This window comes from Pseudomonas sp. FYR_2, from assembly GCF_043106425.1.
In the GTDB taxonomy this organism is placed as follows: Bacteria; Pseudomonadota; Gammaproteobacteria; order Pseudomonadales; family Pseudomonadaceae; genus Aquipseudomonas; species Aquipseudomonas monteilii.
The window spans coordinates 36,772-55,930 of sequence record NZ_JBICMM010000016.1; the positions used below are offsets into that span (position 1 = coordinate 36,772).

The following is a 19,159-nucleotide window of genomic DNA, read 5'->3' on the forward strand; positions in this document are numbered from 1 at the left end:
CAAGCCCCCTCGGCGCTGGCCCTCCCCCCTCCCAATGGCCTAGACTGCATTATTGCGTCAGTTCGCCCAAGGCCCTTGCATGTCCGACCCCCGCTATCAAATCGACGTCAGCGTCGTGACCCGCTACCTGAAAGAACAATCCGACCCGGAAAACAGTCGTTTCGCGTTCGCCTACACCATCACCGTGCAGAACAACGGCTCGCTCAAGGCCAAGCTGTTGTCGCGGCACTGGCTGATCACCAACGGTGACGGCGAAGTCGAGGAAGTGCGCGGCGCCGGTGTGGTTGGTCAGCAACCCAACATCGACCCGGGCCAGAGCCACACCTACAGCAGTGGTGCGGTCATCAGCACCCGCGTGGGCACCATGCAGGGCAGCTACCAGATGTTCGCCGAAGACGGTAAGCGCTTCGACGCCGACATCGCGCCCTTCCGCCTGGCGGTGCCCGGGGCGCTGCACTGATGGCCACCTACGCCGTCGGCGATCTGCAAGGCTGCCTGCAACCTCTCAAGTGCCTGCTGGAACGCGTCAACTTCAACCCGGCCGTCGACCGCCTGTGGCTGGTCGGCGACCTGGTCAATCGCGGCCCCGAGTCGCTGGAAACCCTGCGCTTCCTGTACTCGATCCGCCAGTCGCTGGTCTGCGTGCTGGGTAACCATGACCTGCACCTGCTGGCCGCCTGGCATAACGTCGAGCGCCTGAAAAAAAGCGACACCCTGCGCGAAATCATCGAAGCGCCGGATGCCGATCAACTGTTCGACTGGCTGCGCCAGCAAAAGCTGCTGCATTACGACGAGGCACGCGGCATTGCCATGGTGCATGCCGGCATCCCGCCACAGTGGACGCTGGGCCAGGCACTTGGCCTGGCGGCTGAGGTGGAAGAAGTACTGCGCGACGATGGCCGCCTGAAGCTGTACCTCGACGGCATGTACGGCAATGAGCCGAACAAGTGGAGCAAGAACCTCACCGGCGTGGAACGTCTGCGGGTCATCACCAATTACTTCACCCGCATGCGCTTCTGCACCGCCGAGGGCAAGCTCGACCTCAAGAGCAAAGAGGGCCTGGGCACCGCGCCCAAGGGCTACAAGCCCTGGTTCGCACACAAGGACCGCCGCTCGCGGCATGTGAAGATCATCTTCGGCCACTGGGCGGCCCTCGAAGGCCGCGTAGACGCGCCAGGCGTCATCGCCCTGGACACCGGCTGCGTGTGGGGCGGCGCCATGACCCTGTACAACGTCGACAGCGGCGAATACCACCGCTGCGACTGCGCCGACGACGGCACCCTGCGCCCGCCGGCACAACCCACTACACTCAACGACCACACCTGAAGGAAGTAGTACCCATGAGCGAATTCAAGCGCATCCCTCCCGAGCAGGCACTGGCACTGCGCGCGCAAGGTGCGGTCGTCGTCGATATTCGCGACCCGCAGGCCTTTGCCGCAGGCCACATCACGGGTGCCCAGCACCTGGATAACCACTCGGTTGCCGAGTTCATCCGCAATGCCGACCTCGATGCCCCGACCCTGGTGGTCTGCTACCACGGCAACTCCAGCCAGAGCGCTGCCGCCTACCTGGTAGGCCAGGGCTTCTCCAACGTGTACAGCGTGGACGGCGGCTTCGAACTGTGGCGCGCCACCTACCCGGCCGAGACCGCCCAAGGCAGCGCCGAATAAATATTTTCATTTTTCCTGCAGCCCGCGCCCCGTGCGGGCTTGCGGCTTATCTGACGAACGGTCGTTCGTAACTTCTGCCCACCTCGCCCCTTGACCTTGCAGATAACCAACTACGCTTAAGCTCAGGCCATCCAAAAAAGGGGAGAGCCGGTACACCGGCGTGCGGGTCATCGGTAGCGTTACAGGGTGTTCTGGGGGGTATACAGCAATCGGCGAACCCGGTTGCATGCCAGCATCAGCTGACTGATCCGGCGTCGTCTCCACGTATCGAGCGAGGTGACGTCATGAGTATTTTTAGCCACTTCCAACAACGTTTCGAGTCTACGCGCCAGGAAGAACTCTCGCTGCAGGAGTACCTCGAGCTGTGCAAAGAGGATCGCAGTGCCTACGCATCGGCGGCCGAACGGCTGTTGCTGGCCATCGGTGAGCCAGAGCTGATCGACACCTCTACCAACTCCAGGCTGTCGCGCATCTTTTCCAACAAGGTAATTCGCCGCTATCCGGCCTTTGCCGACTTCCATGGCATGGAAGAGTGCATCGACCAGATCGTTTCGTACTTCCGCCACGCTGCCCAAGGCCTGGAAGAGAAGAAACAGATCCTCTATCTGCTGGGCCCGGTGGGCGGCGGCAAGTCGTCGCTGGCCGAAAAACTCAAGCAGCTGATGGAAAAGGTGCCGTTCTACGCGATCAAGGGTTCGCCGGTGTTCGAGTCACCCTTGGGTTTGTTCAATGCCACCGAAGATGGGGCCATTCTCGAGGAAGAGTTCGGCATCCCACGGCGCTACCTGAACACCATCATGTCGCCATGGGCCACCAAGCGCCTGCAGGAGTTTGGCGGCGATATCTCCAAGTTCAAGGTAGTGAAACTCTACCCGTCGATTCTCAACCAGGTCGCCATTGCCAAGACCGAGCCCGGCGACGAGAACAACCAGGACATCTCGGCCCTGGTCGGCAAGGTCGATATCCGCAAGCTTGAAGAGTACCCACAGAACGACGCCGACGCTTACAGCTACTCGGGCGCGCTGTGCCGGGCCAACCAGGGCCTGATGGAATTCGTCGAAATGTTCAAGGCGCCTATCAAGGTTCTGCACCCCTTGCTCACTGCCACACAGGAAGGCAACTACAACAGTACCGAAGGCCTTGGGGCGATTCCCTATACCGGTATCCTGCTGGCGCACTCCAACGAATCGGAGTGGCACACCTTCCGCAACAACAAGAACAACGAAGCGTTCATCGACCGGATCTACATCGTGAAGGTGCCGTACTGCCTGCGCGTCAGCGATGAGATCAAGATCTACGACAAGCTGCTGGTCAACAGCTCGCTGTCCAAGGCCCATTGCGCGCCAGACACGCTCAAGATGCTGGCTCAGTTCACGGTGCTTTCCCGCCTCAAAGAGCCGGAAAACTCCAATATCTACTCGAAGATGCGCGTTTACGACGGAGAAAACCTCAAGGATACCGATCCCAAGGCCAAGTCGATCCAGGAATACCGGGACTCCGCTGGCGTTGATGAAGGCATGAACGGCCTTTCGACCCGCTTCGCCTTCAAGATCCTGTCCAAGGTGTTCAACTTCGATCCACACGAGATTGCCGCCAACCCGGTGCACTTGCTGTACGTGCTGGAACAGCAGATAGAACAGGAACAGTTCCCGGCGGAAGTGCGCGAACGCTATCTGCGCTACCTGAAGGAATACCTGGCACCACGCTACATCGAGTTCATCGGCAAGGAAATCCAGACGGCCTACCTGGAGTCCTACAGCGAATACGGCCAGAACATCTTCGACCGCTATGTGCTGTACGCCGATTTCTGGATCCAGGACCAGGAATACCGCGACCCGGAAACCGGCGAAATCCTCAACCGCATCGCCCTCAACGAGGAGCTGGAAAAGATCGAGAAACCGGCCGGCATCAGCAACCCGAAAGACTTCCGCAACGAGATCGTCAACTTCGTACTGCGCGCACGCGCCAACAACAACGGCAAAAATCCAAGCTGGCTGAGCTATGAAAAACTGCGGGTCGTGATCGAGAAGAAAATGTTCTCCAACACCGAAGACCTGCTGCCCGTCATCAGCTTCAACGCCAAGGCCAGCAAAGAGGACCAGAAGAAACACAACGACTTCGTCACCCGGATGGTGGAGCGTGGATACACCGACAAACAGGTGCGCCTGCTGTCGGAATGGTACCTGCGGGTCAGGAAATCGCAATAAAGCGACAGGCTATACACCGCGCGCCCAAGGCTGCCATGCCGGCCTTGGGCGGCGGCAGCTGCTTTGCTGCCATGACGTGCAGCAGCTCGTAGCTTGAAGCGTGCAGCTGTTCCCAGCTACCGGAGGGACCATGAGCTACGTTATCGACCGACGCCTGAACGGCAAGAACAAGAGCACGGTCAACCGCCAGCGCTTTTTGCGGCGGTACCGCGAACACATCAAGAAGGCCGTCGAAGAGGCGGTGAGCCGCCGTTCCATCATGGACATGGAACATGGCGAGCAGATCAGCATTCCCGGTCGCGACATCGACGAACCGGTGCTGCACCATGGTCGCGGGGGCAAACAGACCATCGTGCACCCTGGCAACAAGGAATTCACTGCAGGTGAACACATCCCAAGGCCGCAAGGCGGCGGGGGTGGCGGCGGTGGCCGTGGCAAGGCCGGTAATTCCGGCGAAGGCATGGATGAATTCGTCTTCCAGATCACTCAGGAAGAGTTTCTCGAATTCATGTTCGAAGACCTCGAACTGCCCAACCTGGTCAAGCGCCACCTGACAGGCGCCGATACCTTCAAGACCGTGCGCGCCGGCATCGCCAATGAAGGTAACCCGTCGCGCATCAATATCGTGCGTACCCTGCGCTCGGCCCATGCCAGGCGCATCGCCCTGACCGGAAGCAGCCGTGCGCTGCTGCGCGAAGCACAAAAGGAACTCGCCCGCCTGCGGGTCGAAGAACCGGACAATTTCACCGATATCCAGGAAGTCGAACAGGAAATCGAACGCTTGAAGGCGCGCATCAACCGCCTGCCCTTCCTCGACACCTTCGACCTCAAGTACAACCTGCTGGTCAAGCAGCCCAACCCCAGCTCGAAGGCGGTGATGTTCTGCCTGATGGACGTGTCCGGCTCGATGACCCAGGCCACCAAGGACATCGCCAAGCGCTTCTTCATCCTGTTGTACCTGTTCCTCAAGCGTAACTACGACCGCATCGAAGTGGTGTTCATCCGCCACCACACCAGCGCCCGGGAAGTCGACGAGGAGGAGTTCTTCTACTCACGGGAAACAGGCGGCACCATCGTTTCCAGTGCACTCAAGCTGATGCAGGAGATCATGGCCGAACGCTACCCGGCCAGCGACTGGAACATCTATGCCGCGCAGGCCTCTGACGGCGATAACTGGAACGACGACTCGCCCATCTGCCGCGAGATCCTCTCCAAGCAGATCATGCCGCATGTGCAGTACTACACTTACGTCGAGATCACCCCCCGTGAGCACCAGGCGCTGTGGTATGAATACGAACGCATCGGTGAAGCCTACCCCGACACGTTCGCTCAGCAGCAGCTGGTATCGGCCGGTGACATCTACCCGGTCTTCCGTGAACTCTTCCAGCGCAGGTTAGCCACATGACCGCCAGAGCACAGAGACGCCAACCCATTTCCACCGGGTCCGAGTGGACGTTCGAGCTGATCCAGACCTACGATCGGGAAATCAGCCGCCTGGCCGAGCGTTACGCCCTGGACACCTACCCCAACCAGATCGAGGTGATCACGGCCGAGCAGATGATGGACGCCTACGCCTCGGTCGGCATGCCGCTGGGCTACCACCACTGGTCCTACGGCAAGCAGTTCCTCAGCACGGAAAAGTCGTACAGCCGAGGCCAGATGGGCCTGGCCTACGAAATCGTGATCAACTCCGACCCGTGCATCGCCTACCTGATGGAAGAAAACACCATGTGCATGCAGGCACTGGTGATCGCCCACGCCTGCTACGGCCATAACAGTTTCTTCAAGGGCAATTACCTGTTCCGCACCTGGACCGACGCCAGTTCGATCATCGACTACCTGGTGTTCGCCAAGCAGTACATCGCCCAGTGCGAAGAGCGTCATGGCATTGATGCCGTGGAAGACCTGATCGACTCCTGCCATGCCCTGATGAACTACGGTGTGGACCGCTACAAGCGGCCCTACCCTATTTCCGCCGAGGAAGAACGGCGCCGGCAACAGGAGCGAGAGGAGCACCTGCAGCGCCAGATCAATGACCTGTGGCGCACCATTCCGAAAAGCGCCGAAAAGGGTAACGACCGCGATGACGGGCGCTTCCCCGCCGAACCTCAGGAAAACATCCTGTATTTCATCGAGAAAAACGCCCCGCTGCTGGAGCCCTGGCAACGTGAAGTGGTGCGCATCGTGCGCAAGATTGCCCAGTACTTCTACCCGCAGCGCCAGACCCAGGTGATGAACGAAGGCTGGGCGACGTTCTGGCACTACACCCTGATGAACGACCTGTACGACGAGGGGTTGATTACCGAAGGCTTCATGATGGAGTTCTTGCAGTCGCACACCAGCGTGGTGTTTCAGCCCGGCTTCGACAGCCCGTACTACAGCGGCATCAACCCGTATGCACTGGGCTTTGCTATGTACACCGACATCCGCCGCATGTGCGAAAACCCGACCGAGGAGGATCGCCGCTGGTTCCCCGACATTGCCGGCAGCGACTGGCTTTCTACCATCAAGTTCGCCATGAGCAGTTTCAAGGACGAAAGCTTCATCCTGCAGTATCTGTCGCCTAAAGTGATGCGCGACCTCAAGCTGTTCAGCATCCTCGATGACGACCAGCGCGACGACCTGCTGGTGCCCGCCATTCACGACGAAGCGGGGTACCGGGTGATTCGTGAGCAGTTGGCAGCGCAGTACAACCTGGGCAACCGCGAACCGAACGTGCAGATCTGGAGCGTCGACCGCCGTGGCGACCGCTCGCTGACCCTGCGCCACCAGCAGCACAACCGCAAACCGCTGGGCGACTCGACCGATGAAGTGCTCAAGCACCTGCACCGCCTGTGGGGCTTCGATATCCACCTGGAAACCGTGCAAGGTGAGCAGGTGATGAAGACCCATCACATGCCGCCGCGTGGCGAGCACGGCGAAAGCGCGGACTACGGCCGCATGGACCTGGCAGTCATCCACCACCTCTAGTGCAACGCCATAACGGCCGACAGGGTATTCTGTCGGCAGTTATGGAGAGCTGCACATGCACATCTACAAAGTCGGCGGCGCCGTGCGCGACCGCCTGCTCGGCCGCCCGGTCAGCGATATCGACTGGCTGGTGGTGGGCGCCACCGTCGAAGAAATGCTCGCCAACGGCTATCGGCCGGTCGGCGCTGATTTCCCGGTGTTCCTGCACCCGAAAACCGGCGAGGAATACGCACTGGCGCGCACCGAGCGCAAGAGCGGGCGCGGCTATGGTGGTTTCACCTTTCACGCCAGCCCTGACGTGACCCTGGAAGAAGACCTGATCCGCCGCGACCTCACCATCAATGCAATGGCCGAGGATGAGGCGGGCACGGTGTACGACCCCTACCATGGCAAGGCCGATCTCGATCAGCGCCTGTTACGCCACGTTTCCCCGGCATTCGCAGAAGATCCTTTACGCGTGCTGCGCGTTGCGCGGTTTGCTGCCCGCTATGCACCACTGGGTTTCCGGGTTGCCGAAGAGACTCTGGAGCTGATGCGCCAGATCAGTGCTTCGGGGGAGCTGCAAGCACTGACAGCCGAGCGTAGCTGGAAGGAAATCGAGCGGGCATTGATGGAAGCGCAGCCGCAGGTGTTCTTCCAGGTGCTGCGTGCTTGCGATGCACTGCAAGCGCTGCTGCCTGAGCTTGCAGACAACTCACGGGCATTGGCAGCCCTGGAGCAAGCGGCGGTGCACGAGCAGCCCTTGCACGTACGCTGGGCGTGCCTGCTGAGCGGCTTGGCACCGGCCTCGATCAAAGCCGTCAACCAGCGCCTCAAGGCGCCTCGGGAATGCCAGGAGCTGGCGCTGCTGACAGGGGAATGTCTGACGCAGGGCAATCAGGCGCTGGCGTTACCTGCGGCGGTACTGCTGGAGCTGTTGCAGAAGTTCGACGTATATCGGCGGCCGCAGCGGTTCGAGGATTTTATTGCGGCGTGCGAGATGGTGGCGCTGGGTGATGGCAAGGAGGGTTATCCACAGGCAGCGTATCTGCGTGGCGCAGCGGCGGCGGTACGGGCGGTGGATGTGAAGCCCCTGGTGCAGGCCGGGCTGACGGGCCAGGCACTGGGCGAAGCACTCAAGGCTGAGCGATTGAAGGCGATTGAAGCCTACATCGGTGTTGCAGAAGGGTGATTTTTTGGCTGTCTGTACTGGCCCTTTCGGGCTAAAGCCGCTCCTACAGGGACCGCGTTTGCTCGGCATCCCGCGATCTCTGTAGGAGCGGCTTTAGCCGCGAAAGGGCCGGTACAGGCTTATGCTGGAGTCAACTGCAACCCACGCCATTCAAAGGCGACCGGCGCCAACACCTGATCAATCTGCGCCTCCTGCCACAACTGCGCCATGGTCTTGCCCGCCCCCGGATGCACCAGCTCAGGTGCCAGCAACGACAATGGCCACAGCACAAACGCGTTCTTCAGGATCTCGGCCCTGGGCAGCACCAGCCCATCGAACGTACCGTGCAATTCGTCATACATCAGCACGTCGATATCCAGCGGCAACCCTTTGCGGTCCGGCGCATAGCGGCCGTTGTCGGCCTCGATGAACTTCAGCCGACGGTCCAGTTCAATCAGCGGCAGTTCGGTTTGCCCGGTCACCACGAAGTTGATGAACGGCCCGCTCTTGATCCCCACCGCCTGGCTTTCGAACGCCGGTGAGCAGCGCATGTCGGTCAGGATGCCGGCCAGGGCATCAAGCCCGGCGCACAAATGCGCTTCGCGGTCGATGTTGCTACCCAGTCCCAGGTAAACCGTGCTCAGAGACATCCGCGTTCGATCTCCACGCCAACACCACCACGGGCCGCCGGCACCGCTCCCGGCTTGGTCAGCTTCAACCGCACCCACGGGATCTGGAACTCTTCCATCAAGGTGGCCACCAGGCGCTCGGCAAAGGTTTCCACCAACTCGAAGCGCGCCTGCTCGGCAAACGCCTGGACACGCGCCGACACGCTGGCATAGTCCAGCGCCAGGCTCAGGTCGTCACCCGCCGCCGCCGGGCGGTTGTCCCAGGCGAAGCTCAGGTCCAGGCGCAAGCACTGGCGAATATCCCGCTCCCAGTCATAGGCACCGATGACGGTATCGACTTCCAGGCCTTCGATGAACACTCTGTCCAAGCACTTCTCTCCACAGCACGACAAGGGCGACTGGCGCCGTTAGAATCAGGGCGTCCTCGCCCGGAATAGTTAGCATGTTTTGGTTACTGGCGTTACTCGCCTACCTGCTCGGCTCGCTGTCCTTCGCCATTGTCCTCAGCCGCCTTTCGGGCAGCCCGGACCCGCGTTCCAGCGGCTCAGGCAATGCCGGCGCCACCAACATGCTACGCCTGGCAGGCCGTAAACTGGCGATCCTGACCCTGCTTGGCGACCTGTGCAAGGGCCTTTTGCCGGTATTGCTTGCCCGCTTTGCCGGGCTGGACCTGCACGCGCAAGCCTGGGTAGGCGTGTGCGCAGTGCTGGGCCACCTGTTCCCGCTGTATTTCTGCTTTCGGGGCGGCAAAGGCGTAGCCACCGCCGCCGGCATGCTCATGGGCCTGTACTTCCCGGCCGCGCTGCTGGCCATTGGCGCCTGGCTACTGACGTTCTACCTTACCCGTACCAGCTCGCTGGCGGCACTGATTGCCACGCCACTGACCTTGCCATTGCTGGCCTGGCGCGAGCCGGAAGCCCTGCTACCGATCACCGTGCTGACGGTGATGATCGTGTGGCGCCACCGCAGCAACCTGCGCGACCTGTTTGCCGGGCGCGAACGGCACTTCTAAAACCTACAGCGGTGGCAACTGCTCCATCGGCCAGCGTGCCTGCACGCTGATGGCCAGGTCCTGCTGCTGCCCGGCCAACAGGCGCTGGCAGCCGGCGTAAGCGATCATCGCGCCATTGTCGGTACAAAACTGCGGCCGCGCGTAGTACACGTTGCCCTTGATGCTGCCGAGCATGTCCTCGAGGGACGCCCGCAACGCCTTGTTGGCACTCACGCCACCGGCGATGACCAGGCGCTTGAGGCCGGCCTGCTTGAGCGCCCGCTTGCATTTGATGGTCAACGTCTCCACCACCGCCTGCTGGAATGCCAGGGACACGTCGCAACGGGTTTGCTCACCGTCGTCACCAGCATCCTTGCATTGCTGCCAGGTGTTGAGGGCGAAGGTTTTCAAGCCACTGAAGCTGAACTCCAGGCCCGGGCGATCAGTCATCGGCCGTGGGAACACGAAACGCCCAGGCACACCCTTTTCAGCAAGGCGCGCGATTTCCGGGCCACCGGGGTAGTTGAGGCCGATCAGCTTGGCGGTCTTGTCGAACGCTTCACCGGCAGCGTCATCCAGGCTCTCGCCCAGCAGTTCGTACTGGCCGATGCCATCGACCCGAACCAACTGGGTATGCCCGCCGGAAACCAACAAAGCGACGAACGGAAACTCCGGTGGGTTTTCTTCCAGCATGGGCGCCAGCAAGTGGCCTTCCATGTGGTGTACGCCAATTGCCGGAATGTCCCAGGCAAAGGCCAGTGCCTGGGCGCAGGAGGCACCCACCAGCAGTGCACCGACCAGGCCAGGGCCTGCGGTGTAGGCGATGGCGTCGATCTCGGTGGCGACGCAGCCGGCCTCGTCCAGCACCTGGCGGATGAGCGGCAGCATGCGCTTGACGTGGTCACGCGAGGCAAGCTCGGGCACCACACCGCCAAACACGCGGTGCAGGTCGATCTGGCTGAACAGTGCATCGGCCAACAAACCGCGTTCACTGTCGTATAATGCGACACCAGTTTCGTCGCAGGATGTTTCCAATCCCAGTACTAGCATGGGTTCGTCCCTTGTGGGGGCTGAATTCGAAGCCGCGCATGATAGTCCCCGTGTCGGATGCCGACCAGCGGTTTTCGATCAGAGGCTTTGCATTCCGGCTTGCTAAGGGTTAACATCCGCAACCCTTGAAAACCGACGTTCTCCAGCACACCTTTGTTTTGCCAGGAGCACGTCTACCCCGGTAATGAATTAAGGTAGCCCTGGATGCCAGCCGTCAAAGTTAAAGAGAACGAACCCTTCGACGTAGCTCTGCGTCGTTTCAAGCGCTCCTGCGAAAAAGCCGGTGTACTGGCTGAAGTTCGTAGCCGCGAGTTTTACGAGAAGCCGACCGCAGAGCGTAAGCGCAAAGCAGCTGCCGCTGTTAAGCGTCACGCCAAGAAAGTTCAGCGCGAACAGCGCCGCGCCGTTCGTCTGTACTAATACAGGCGTTCAACGCAAAGCTTCTGCCCTGCCCGGCTAACCGCCGGGCGATGGCAGTGGTCGCTTCAAACTTGAGCAGCTAGCTCAAGGCCCTGCACAAGCGTCATGCGAACTGCACATGGGCAACCTGCCTGAAACGTCAGAGCTGGTCCTCCTTGTTGTATGACCAGACGTGCACGTCCGACTGACGGGCCCTCAAGGGCCGGCGACGAGCACACTCCCTCGCACTTCCCCAAGCAACACTCGCCCCATTCGGCGCGTGAGCGATTAGACTTGCCAGTTGCCAGATGACGAGACTGCCATGGCCGGGCTGATTCCCCAGAGCTTCATTGACGACCTGATCAACCGCCTCGACATCGTCGACGTGGTGAGTTCGCGCGTCCAGCTGAAAAAAACCGGCAAGAACTACTCCGCCTGCTGCCCGTTCCACAAGGAGAAAACCCCCTCCTTCACGGTCAGCCCCGACAAGCAGTTCTACTACTGCTTCGGCTGCGGCGCCGGCGGCAACGCCCTGGGCTTCGTCATGGACCACGACAACCTGGACTTTCCCCAGGCCGTCGAGGAACTGGCCCGCGCCGCCGGTATGGAAGTGCCCCGCGAACAGGGCCGCCGCGACCACAAGCCGCGCCAGCCTACCGACTCGCCACTGTACCCGCTACTGGATGCCGCCTCGGAGTTCTACCGCCAGGCCCTGCGCAGCCACCCGACCCGCAAGGCGGCGGTGGATTACCTCAAAGGGCGCGGCCTGTCCGGGGAAATTGCCCGCGACTTCGGCCTGGGCTTTGCCCCGCCAGGCTGGGACAACCTGCTCAAGCACCTGGGTGCCGACACCCTGCAGCAGAAAGTGATGATCGACGCCGGCCTGCTGATCGAGAACGCCGAAAGCGGCAAGCGTTACGACCGCTTCCGCGACCGGGTGATGTTCCCGATCCGCGACAGCCGTGGGCGCATCATCGCCTTCGGCGGCCGGGTGCTCGGCGACGACAAACCCAAGTACCTGAACTCCCCGGAAACCCCGGTGTTCCACAAGGGCCAGGAACTGTACGGGCTGTACGAGGCGCGCAAGCACAACCGCAACCTCGACGAAATCATCGTCGTCGAGGGCTACATGGACGTCATCGCCCTGGCCCAGCAAGGCTTGCGCAATGCCGTGGCCACCCTGGGCACCGCCACCAGCGAGGAGCACCTCAAGCGGCTGTTCCGCGTGGTGCCCAGCGTGCTGTTCTGCTTCGACGGCGACCAGGCCGGGCGCAAGGCCGCCTGGCGTGCGCTGGAGTCGACCCTGTCGAACCTGCAGGACGGCCGCCGCGCGCGTTTCCTGTTCCTGCCTGAAGGCGAAGACCCGGATAGCCTGGTGCGCGCCGAAGGCACCGATGCCTTCATGGCCCGCATCAACCAGCATGCCCAGCCACTGGCCGACTACTTCTTCGAGCAGCTGAGTGTCGAAGCCGACCCTCGCTCACTGGAAGGCAAGGCACACATGGCGACCCTGGCCGCACCGTTGATCGAAAAGATCCCTGGCGCCAACCTGCGCCAGTTGATGCGCAACCGCCTGAAGGAAATCACCGGCCTCGATCCGCAGCAGGTCGAGCAACTGACGCAACACGCACCCGCGGCCAACAGCGTGCCGGATTACGACCCTGGCTACGACTACGACGCCATGGCCAGCTACACCCCCGACTTCGGCGACATGCCGCAGCACGACTACGCCCCTGTTCATCAGGAACAGGAGTGGAAGCCGAACAAGGGCGGCGGCAAGAAGCAATGGAGCGACAAACCCTGGGACAAGAACCGTAAAGGCGGCAAGCCCTGGCAGCAACGCGACGAAGCGCCACCACGCGTACCGGCCCCGGTCGAACCCCCCACCCTGGCGGCCTTGCGCACCCTGCTGCACCACCCGCTGCTGGCCGGCAAGGTGGAAGACGCCAGCCATTTTGCCGACGAAGAACATCTGTACAGCCAACTGCTGGTGGCACTGATCGAAGCCGCGCAGAAAAATCCTGGGCTAAGCTCAATGCAGTTGATCGCACGTTGGCACGGCACCGAACAGGGCCGCCTGCTGCGAGCGCTGGCAGAAAAGGAATGGCTGATCGTGGCCGACAACCTTGAACAACAGTTTTTCGACACTATAACTAGCTTGTCCGCCCGCCAACGCGAGCGCAGCCTGGAACAACTGCTCAGGAAATCACGTCAAAGCGAATTGACCAGCGAGGAAAAAACCCAGCTCCTCGCCCTGCTGAGCCGGAATGTTCCCGCACAAACGCCGACCTCATCTGGCGCGTGAGGCCCATGCTCGGGTATAATCCTCGGCTTGTTTTTTGCCCGCCAAGACCTTCAGTGGATAGGGTGTTATGTCCGGAAAAGCGCAACAGCAGTCTCGTATCAAAGAGTTGATCACCCGCGGTCGTGAGCAGGGCTACCTGACTTACGCGGAGGTCAACGACCACCTGCCTGAGGATATTTCAGATCCGGAACAGGTGGAAGACATCATCCGCATGATCAACGACATGGGGATCAACGTATTCGAGAGTGCTCCGGATGCGGATGCCCTTCTGTTGGCGGAAGCCGACACCGACGAAGCCGCGGCCGAAGAAGCCGCTGCTGCGTTGGCGGCAGTTGAAACCGATATCGGCCGCACGACCGACCCGGTGCGCATGTACATGCGCGAAATGGGTACCGTCGAGCTGCTGACCCGCGAAGGCGAAATCGAAATCGCCAAGCGTATCGAGGAAGGCATCCGTGAAGTCATGGGCGCCATCGCCCACTTCCCGGGCACTGTCGACTACATTCTCGGCGAATATGACCGCGTCACCACCGAGGGTGGCCGTCTGTCGGACGTTCTCAGCGGTTACATCGACCCTGACGACAACATCGCTGCGCCGACCGAAGAAGTGCCGATTCCTGGCACCAAGGCCGCCGCTGCGAAAGAAGAGTCCGACGACGACGAAGAAGAGTCCGAAGGCGGTGACGACGAGGAAGAGGCCGAAAGCGGCCCGGACCCGGTTGTTGCAGCCCAGCGCTTCGGTGCGGTATCCGAGCAGCTTCAGGCGACCACCAAGGTCCTGAAGAAAAACGGTCGTACCCACAAGGAAAGCGTCGAGGCCCTGCAGGCCCTGGCCGACCTGTTCATGCCGATCAAGCTGGTACCGAAGCAGTTCGAGGTACTGGTAGAGCGTGTACGTGATGCCCTGAACCGCCTGCGTCAGCAAGAACGCGCCATCATGCAGCTGTGCGTGCGTGACGCCCGCATGCCGCGTGCCGACTTCCTGCGCATGTTCCCAAGCAACGAAACCGACCAAACCTGGAGCGGTGACCTGGCCAAGCGCAACACTAAGTGGGCTGCCGCCCTGGGTGAAAAGGACGCCGCCATCGTTGCCTGCCAGCAGAAGCTGATCGACCTTGAGACCGAAACCGGCCTGACCGTTGCCGAGATCAAGGAAATCAACCGTCGCATGTCGATCGGTGAAGCCAAGGCCCGCCGCGCCAAGAAAGAAATGGTCGAGGCGAACCTGCGTCTGGTGATCTCCATCGCCAAGAAGTACACCAACCGTGGCCTGCAGTTCCTCGACCTGATCCAGGAAGGCAACATCGGCTTGATGAAAGCGGTGGACAAGTTCGAATACCGTCGCGGTTACAAGTTCTCGACCTACGCCACCTGGTGGATTCGTCAGGCGATCACCCGTTCGATCGCCGACCAGGCACGCACCATCCGTATTCCGGTGCACATGATCGAAACGATCAACAAGCTCAACCGTATTTCCCGCCAGATGCTGCAGGAAATGGGCCGTGAACCGACCCCGGAAGAGCTGGGCGAGCGCATGGAAATGCCTGAGGACAAAATCCGCAAGGTATTGAAGATCGCCAAAGAGCCGATCTCCATGGAAACCCCGATCGGTGACGACGAAGATTCGCACCTGGGCGACTTCATCGAGGACTCGACCATGCAGTCCCCGATCGACGTAGCCACGGTCGAAAGCCTCAAGGAAGCCACCCGCGACGTGCTCTCGGGCCTGACCGCACGCGAAGCCAAGGTGCTGCGCATGCGTTTCGGTATCGACATGAACACCGACCACACCCTCGAAGAAGTGGGCAAGCAGTTTGACGTAACGCGTGAGCGGATCCGTCAGATCGAAGCGAAGGCGTTGCGCAAACTGCGCCACCCGACGCGCAGCGAGCACCTGCGCTCCTTCCTCGACGAGTGATGACAAACCCCGGCCCAGGCCGGGGTTTTTCTTTAGTGGCCCGTAACATAAAGCCCGGCTTCCACTGCACATCTGCCGCAATGCCCGTCTACACTCGACTTCAGACCACCTGAATGCGAGGCTGCCATGTCCTTGAAGCCGGCCATTCTGTTGCTGCTCCTGATGCTGTGGAACACAACGGCCGGCGCCCTGACCCTGACAGACGAGGAAAAAGCCTGGCTGGCTGCCCATCCGCAGCTAAGCCTGGGTGTCGACGCCTCTTGGCCACCGTTCGAGTTTCGCGACCAGGAGGGCCGGTACCAGGGATTGGCCGCCGATTACATCGCCATGATCCAGCAACGTCTGGGTGTGACGCTAAAACCGGTCGAACCCAGTAGCTGGACCGAAGTACTGGCGCAGGCGCGCGAAAGCCGCATCGACCTGCTGCCCGGCATCATGTCTACCCCTGAACGCCAGGGCTACCTGGCTTTCACCCGCCCATACCTCGACTTTCCCATTGTCATCCTTGCCCACAAAGGCGGTGCACAGCCGCGCAAACTGGAAGACCTGTACGGCCTGAAAATCGCTGTGGTCGAGAACTACGCCCCGCACGAGTTGCTGCGCACCCACCACCCGGACCTCAACCTGGTCGCACTGCCCAATGTAAGCTCCACGCTGCAGGCCTTGGCCACCGATCAGGTAGATGCTGTCGTCGGCGACCTCGCATCCAGCATCTGGAGCCTGCGCCAGCTCAAGCTCGACGGCCTCTACGTCAGCGGCGAAACGCCCTATCGCTACCAACTGGCGATGGCCGTCCCCCGCAGCAACCACGTACTGGTCGGTATTCTCGACAAAGTGATGGCCGACATGAGCAGCAGCGAAGTCAGCCAGATACAGCAGCGCTGGGTAGGCAATGTGGTCGACCAGCGGATGTTCTGGTCCGACCTGCTGGTGTATGGCCTGCCAACGGTGCTGCTGCTGATGGCCGTACTGGCCGTGGTGATCCGCATCAACCGCCGCCTCAGTTCGGAAATTTCACGGCGCATTGCCTTGGAACAGGAACTGCGCAGCAGCGAATACCACTACCGAGGTTTGATAGAAAGCCTGTCGGCCATCGCCTGGGAAGCCGATGCCAAAGACTTCACCTACAGCTACGTTTCGCCGCATGCCGAAGACCTGCTCGGCTACCCCTTGAGTGACTGGCTCAAGCCTGGTTTCTGGCGCAGCATTCTGCACCCGGAGGACGCCCTTTGGGCCCAGGCCTACTGCGACAGCGAAACTGCAGCCGGGCGCGACCACAGCCTGGATTACCGGGTAATCCGAGCCGACGGCCAGCCCCTCTGGGTACGCAATATTGTCAGCATGATCGAGCACGGCCACCAACCGGTGATGCGCGGGCTGATGATCGACATCAGCGAAACCAAGCGCACCGAGGACGCCCTGCGCCTGTCCGAGCAGAAGTTCGCCTCGGTGTTCCAGCAGTGCCCCGATATTTTGCTGATCGCCCGTCACAGTGATGGCTGCCTGTTGGAGGTGAACGAAGCGTTCGAAGAACAGATCGGCCTGACCCCAGGCCAGGTGATTGGCCGTACCGCCACCGACCTCAACCTGTGGGGTGTCGAAGGCAGCGGCCCGCGGGTGCTCGAACGCCTGCACCAGGGCGGTATCCGTAACCTTGAAATGAGCTTCCGCCGCAGCAACGGCCAACTGTTCACCGGCCTGACCTCGGCCGAAACCTTCGAGCTCGACGGCACCCCGGCGCTGGTGGTGGCAGTACGCGATATCAGCCAGCTCAAGGAAACCCAGGAACAGCTGCAAACCTCGGAAGAGAAGTTCGCCAAAGCCTTTCACGCCTCGCCCGACGGCCTGTTACTGTCGCGCCAGAGCGACGGTTTGCTGCTGGAGGTGAACGAGGGCTTCTGCCGCCTTACCGGCTATGACCTCAACCCGACCATCGACCAAACCTCGCTGGACCTGGGTATCTGGGTCGACCTCAACGAGCGCAAGCGCCTCGTCGACCAGCTCAACCGTGACGGCTTCGTGCGCGACTTCACCTGCCACATCCGCCGCAGTGACGGGCAGATCCGCCTCTGCGAGCTGTCCGCCAGGCCCCTGCCGATTGCCGGCGTCGATTGCATGCTGACCATTGCCCGAGACATCACCGAACGCCATCTGATGCAGGAAAAGCTGCAACTGGCGGCCACCGTGTTCGAGAACACCGCCGAAGGCGTGCTGATCACAGACATCGACCAACGCATCAGTGCCGTCAACCGCGCTTTTAGTGAGATCACCGGCTATAGCGAAATCGAAGCCCTGGGCCAAACCCCGCGCCTGCTCGCTTCCGGCCAGCACGACAGCGCCTTTTATGCCGCCATGTGGCACCAGCTTACCGACGAAGGCCACTGGCAAGGCGAGATCTACAACAAACGCAAGAACGGCGAACTGTACCCCGGCTGGCTGACCATCAGTGCGGTGCGCAACAACGAACGCGAGATCACGCATTTCGTGGCCGTGTTTGCCGATATTTCCAGCCTCAAGCACGCCCAGGCCAAGCTCGACTACCAGGCCCACCACGACCCGCTGACCGGGCTGCCCAACCGCGCCCTGTTCGAGAACCGCCTGCAGGCCGTGCTTACCTGCGCGCAAGTGTCGAACCGCCAGGGCGCGGTGCTGTTCCTCGACCTCGACCGCTTCAAGCACATCAACGACAGCCTCGGTCACCCGGTCGGCGACCTGCTGCTCAAAGGCATCGCCCAGCGCCTGAAGGAACAGGTACGTGACGTCGACACTGTGGCCCGCCTGGGCGGCGACGAGTTCATCATCCTGCTACCGGGCCTGCACAAGCCCAGTGACGCCAGCACCATCGCCAACAAACTGCTGGCCTGCTTCGTCGCGCCGTTCCAGGCCGGTGAGCACGAGTTCTTTACCAGCGCCAGTATCGGCATCAGCCTGTACCCACAGGACGGCACTGATGTCGCGACATTGATCCGCAACGCCGACGCGGCCATGTACCGCTCCAAGGCCAAAGGCCGCAACCGCGTCGAAGCCTACACCCGCGACCTCACCGCTCAGGCCAGCGAGCGCATCGCCCTTGAGCACGAGCTGCGCCGCGCCGTCGAACGCAACGAAATGAGCCTGTGCTTCCAGCCCAAGCTCAGCCTCAAGACCCAAAGCCTGGTAGGCGCCGAGGCGCTGATCCGCTGGAGCCACCCCACCTTTGGTGAAGTACCGCCGGAGCACTTCATCCACCTGGCGGAAGAGAACGGCACCATTCTCCAGCTCGGCGACTGGGTGCTTGAGCAAGCCTGCCGGCAGATGCAGGCCTGGAAACAACACTATGAACCGTTCGGCCCGTTGTCGATCAACCTCGCTGGCGCCCAGCTACGCCACCCAAACCTTGCCCGACGCATCGAGCAATTGCTCAAGCAGCACCAGCTCAAGGCCGGCGACTTGCAGTTGGAAATCACCGAAAACTTCATCATGAGCCAGGCAGAAGAGGCCTTGGCTGTGCTGTACCAGCTGAAAAAACTGGGCGTGCAGTTGGCCATCGACGACTTTGGCACCGGCTACTCCTCGCTGAGCTATCTCAAGCGCCTGCCGCTGGACATCCTCAAGATCGACAAGTCGTTCATCCGCGGCCTGCCTGACGACCCCCACGACGCGGCCATCGCCCGTGCGATCATCGCCCTGGGCCGCAGCATGCAACTGACGATCATTGCCGAGGGTGTTGAAAACCAAGCCCAGCAGCGTTTTCTGGCAGCCGAAGGATGCGAGCAGATCCAGGGCTACATCGTCAGCCTGCCGCTGCCGCCAGAGGAATTTGCGGCCGCGTTTCTTCGCATAGCACTATCGGATCTTTCAGATGGCACAGGTGCGAAACCCTCGTTATAA

Annotated in this window: 15 protein-coding genes; 12 read left to right on the forward strand and 3 right to left on the reverse strand. The window is 61.3% G+C overall.

Going from position 1 to position 19,159, the window contains the following annotated elements:
• Positions 1-79: 79 nt before the first annotated feature.
• The 7 genes from apaG to ACF8R4_RS06235 all read left to right on the forward strand — a co-directional run bounded on the left by apaG (position 80) and on the right by ACF8R4_RS06235 (position 8,018).
• The gene (gene apaG, locus ACF8R4_RS06205; protein ID WP_060499066.1) at positions 80-460 is read left to right on the forward strand and encodes a Co2+/Mg2+ efflux protein ApaG; all 381 of its coding nucleotides are present in this window, start codon (positions 80-82) and stop codon (positions 458-460) included.
• Positions 460-1,326, forward strand: a complete 867-nt coding sequence (locus tag ACF8R4_RS06210) for a symmetrical bis(5'-nucleosyl)-tetraphosphatase (protein WP_060499067.1) — start codon at positions 460-462, stop codon at positions 1,324-1,326. The genes apaG and ACF8R4_RS06210 overlap by 1 nt, the downstream gene beginning before the upstream one ends.
• 14 nt (positions 1,327-1,340) lie before the next feature.
• Positions 1,341-1,670: a thiosulfate sulfurtransferase GlpE gene (gene glpE, locus ACF8R4_RS06215; RefSeq protein WP_060499068.1), complete on the forward strand. Its 330-nt coding sequence runs from the start codon at positions 1,341-1,343 to the stop codon at positions 1,668-1,670.
• A 284-nt stretch (positions 1,671-1,954) separates the two neighbouring features.
• Positions 1,955-3,877 carry a PrkA family serine protein kinase gene (locus ACF8R4_RS06220; protein ID WP_060499069.1) on the forward strand — a complete coding sequence of 641 codons (1,923 nt, stop codon included), beginning with the start codon at positions 1,955-1,957 and terminating at the stop codon, positions 3,875-3,877.
• 130 nt (positions 3,878-4,007) lie between these two features.
• Positions 4,008-5,282, forward strand: a complete 1,275-nt coding sequence (locus ACF8R4_RS06225; protein WP_025754030.1) for a YeaH/YhbH family protein — start codon at positions 4,008-4,010, stop codon at positions 5,280-5,282.
• Positions 5,279-6,847: a SpoVR family protein gene (locus ACF8R4_RS06230; RefSeq protein WP_019097138.1), complete on the forward strand. Its 1,569-nt coding sequence runs from the start codon at positions 5,279-5,281 to the stop codon at positions 6,845-6,847. The genes ACF8R4_RS06225 and ACF8R4_RS06230 overlap by 4 nt, the downstream gene beginning before the upstream one ends.
• A gap of 55 nt (positions 6,848-6,902) precedes the next feature.
• A complete protein-coding gene (locus ACF8R4_RS06235; protein ID WP_060499070.1) occupies positions 6,903-8,018 on the forward strand; it encodes a multifunctional CCA addition/repair protein in 1,116 nt (371 codons plus the stop codon).
• Between the two features lie 119 nt (positions 8,019-8,137).
• On the opposite strand, the gene folK is transcribed toward ACF8R4_RS06235, so the two are convergent.
• Both folK and folB read right to left on the reverse strand, forming a co-directional pair.
• A complete protein-coding gene (gene folK, locus ACF8R4_RS06240; RefSeq protein WP_060499071.1) occupies positions 8,138-8,647 on the reverse strand; it encodes a 2-amino-4-hydroxy-6-hydroxymethyldihydropteridine diphosphokinase in 510 nt (169 codons plus the stop codon).
• Positions 8,638-8,994: a dihydroneopterin aldolase gene (gene folB, locus ACF8R4_RS06245; RefSeq protein ID WP_016715761.1), complete on the reverse strand. Its 357-nt coding sequence runs from the start codon at positions 8,992-8,994 to the stop codon at positions 8,638-8,640. The genes folK and folB overlap by 10 nt, the downstream gene beginning before the upstream one ends.
• Positions 8,995-9,068: 74 nt before the next feature.
• Between folB and plsY the strand changes: the two genes are divergently transcribed.
• A complete protein-coding gene (gene plsY, locus ACF8R4_RS06250; RefSeq protein WP_016715760.1) occupies positions 9,069-9,638 on the forward strand; it encodes a glycerol-3-phosphate 1-O-acyltransferase PlsY in 570 nt (189 codons plus the stop codon).
• Between the two features lie 3 nt (positions 9,639-9,641).
• On the opposite strand, the gene tsaD is transcribed toward plsY, so the two are convergent.
• Positions 9,642-10,667, reverse strand: a complete 1,026-nt coding sequence (tsaD, locus tag ACF8R4_RS06255; protein WP_016715759.1) for a tRNA (adenosine(37)-N6)-threonylcarbamoyltransferase complex transferase subunit TsaD — start codon at positions 10,665-10,667, stop codon at positions 9,642-9,644.
• A 204-nt stretch (positions 10,668-10,871) separates the two neighbouring features.
• Between tsaD and rpsU the strand changes: the two genes are divergently transcribed.
• The 4 genes from rpsU (at position 10,872) to ACF8R4_RS06275 (ending at position 19,159) form a co-directional block, all read left to right on the forward strand.
• Positions 10,872-11,087 carry a 30S ribosomal protein S21 gene (gene rpsU, locus ACF8R4_RS06260; RefSeq protein ID WP_003255575.1) on the forward strand — a complete coding sequence of 72 codons (216 nt, stop codon included), beginning with the start codon at positions 10,872-10,874 and terminating at the stop codon, positions 11,085-11,087.
• 301 nt (positions 11,088-11,388) lie between these two features.
• Positions 11,389-13,371 (forward strand): DNA primase, encoded by a 1,983-nt coding sequence (gene dnaG, locus ACF8R4_RS06265; RefSeq protein ID WP_060499072.1) that lies wholly within the window; start codon positions 11,389-11,391, stop codon positions 13,369-13,371.
• 67 nt (positions 13,372-13,438) lie between these two features.
• Positions 13,439-15,289, forward strand: a complete 1,851-nt coding sequence (rpoD, locus tag ACF8R4_RS06270) for an RNA polymerase sigma factor RpoD (protein ID WP_060499073.1) — start codon at positions 13,439-13,441, stop codon at positions 15,287-15,289.
• 126 nt (positions 15,290-15,415) lie between these two features.
• Positions 15,416-19,159 carry a bifunctional diguanylate cyclase/phosphodiesterase gene (locus ACF8R4_RS06275; RefSeq protein WP_060499074.1) on the forward strand — a complete coding sequence of 1,248 codons (3,744 nt, stop codon included), beginning with the start codon at positions 15,416-15,418 and terminating at the stop codon, positions 19,157-19,159.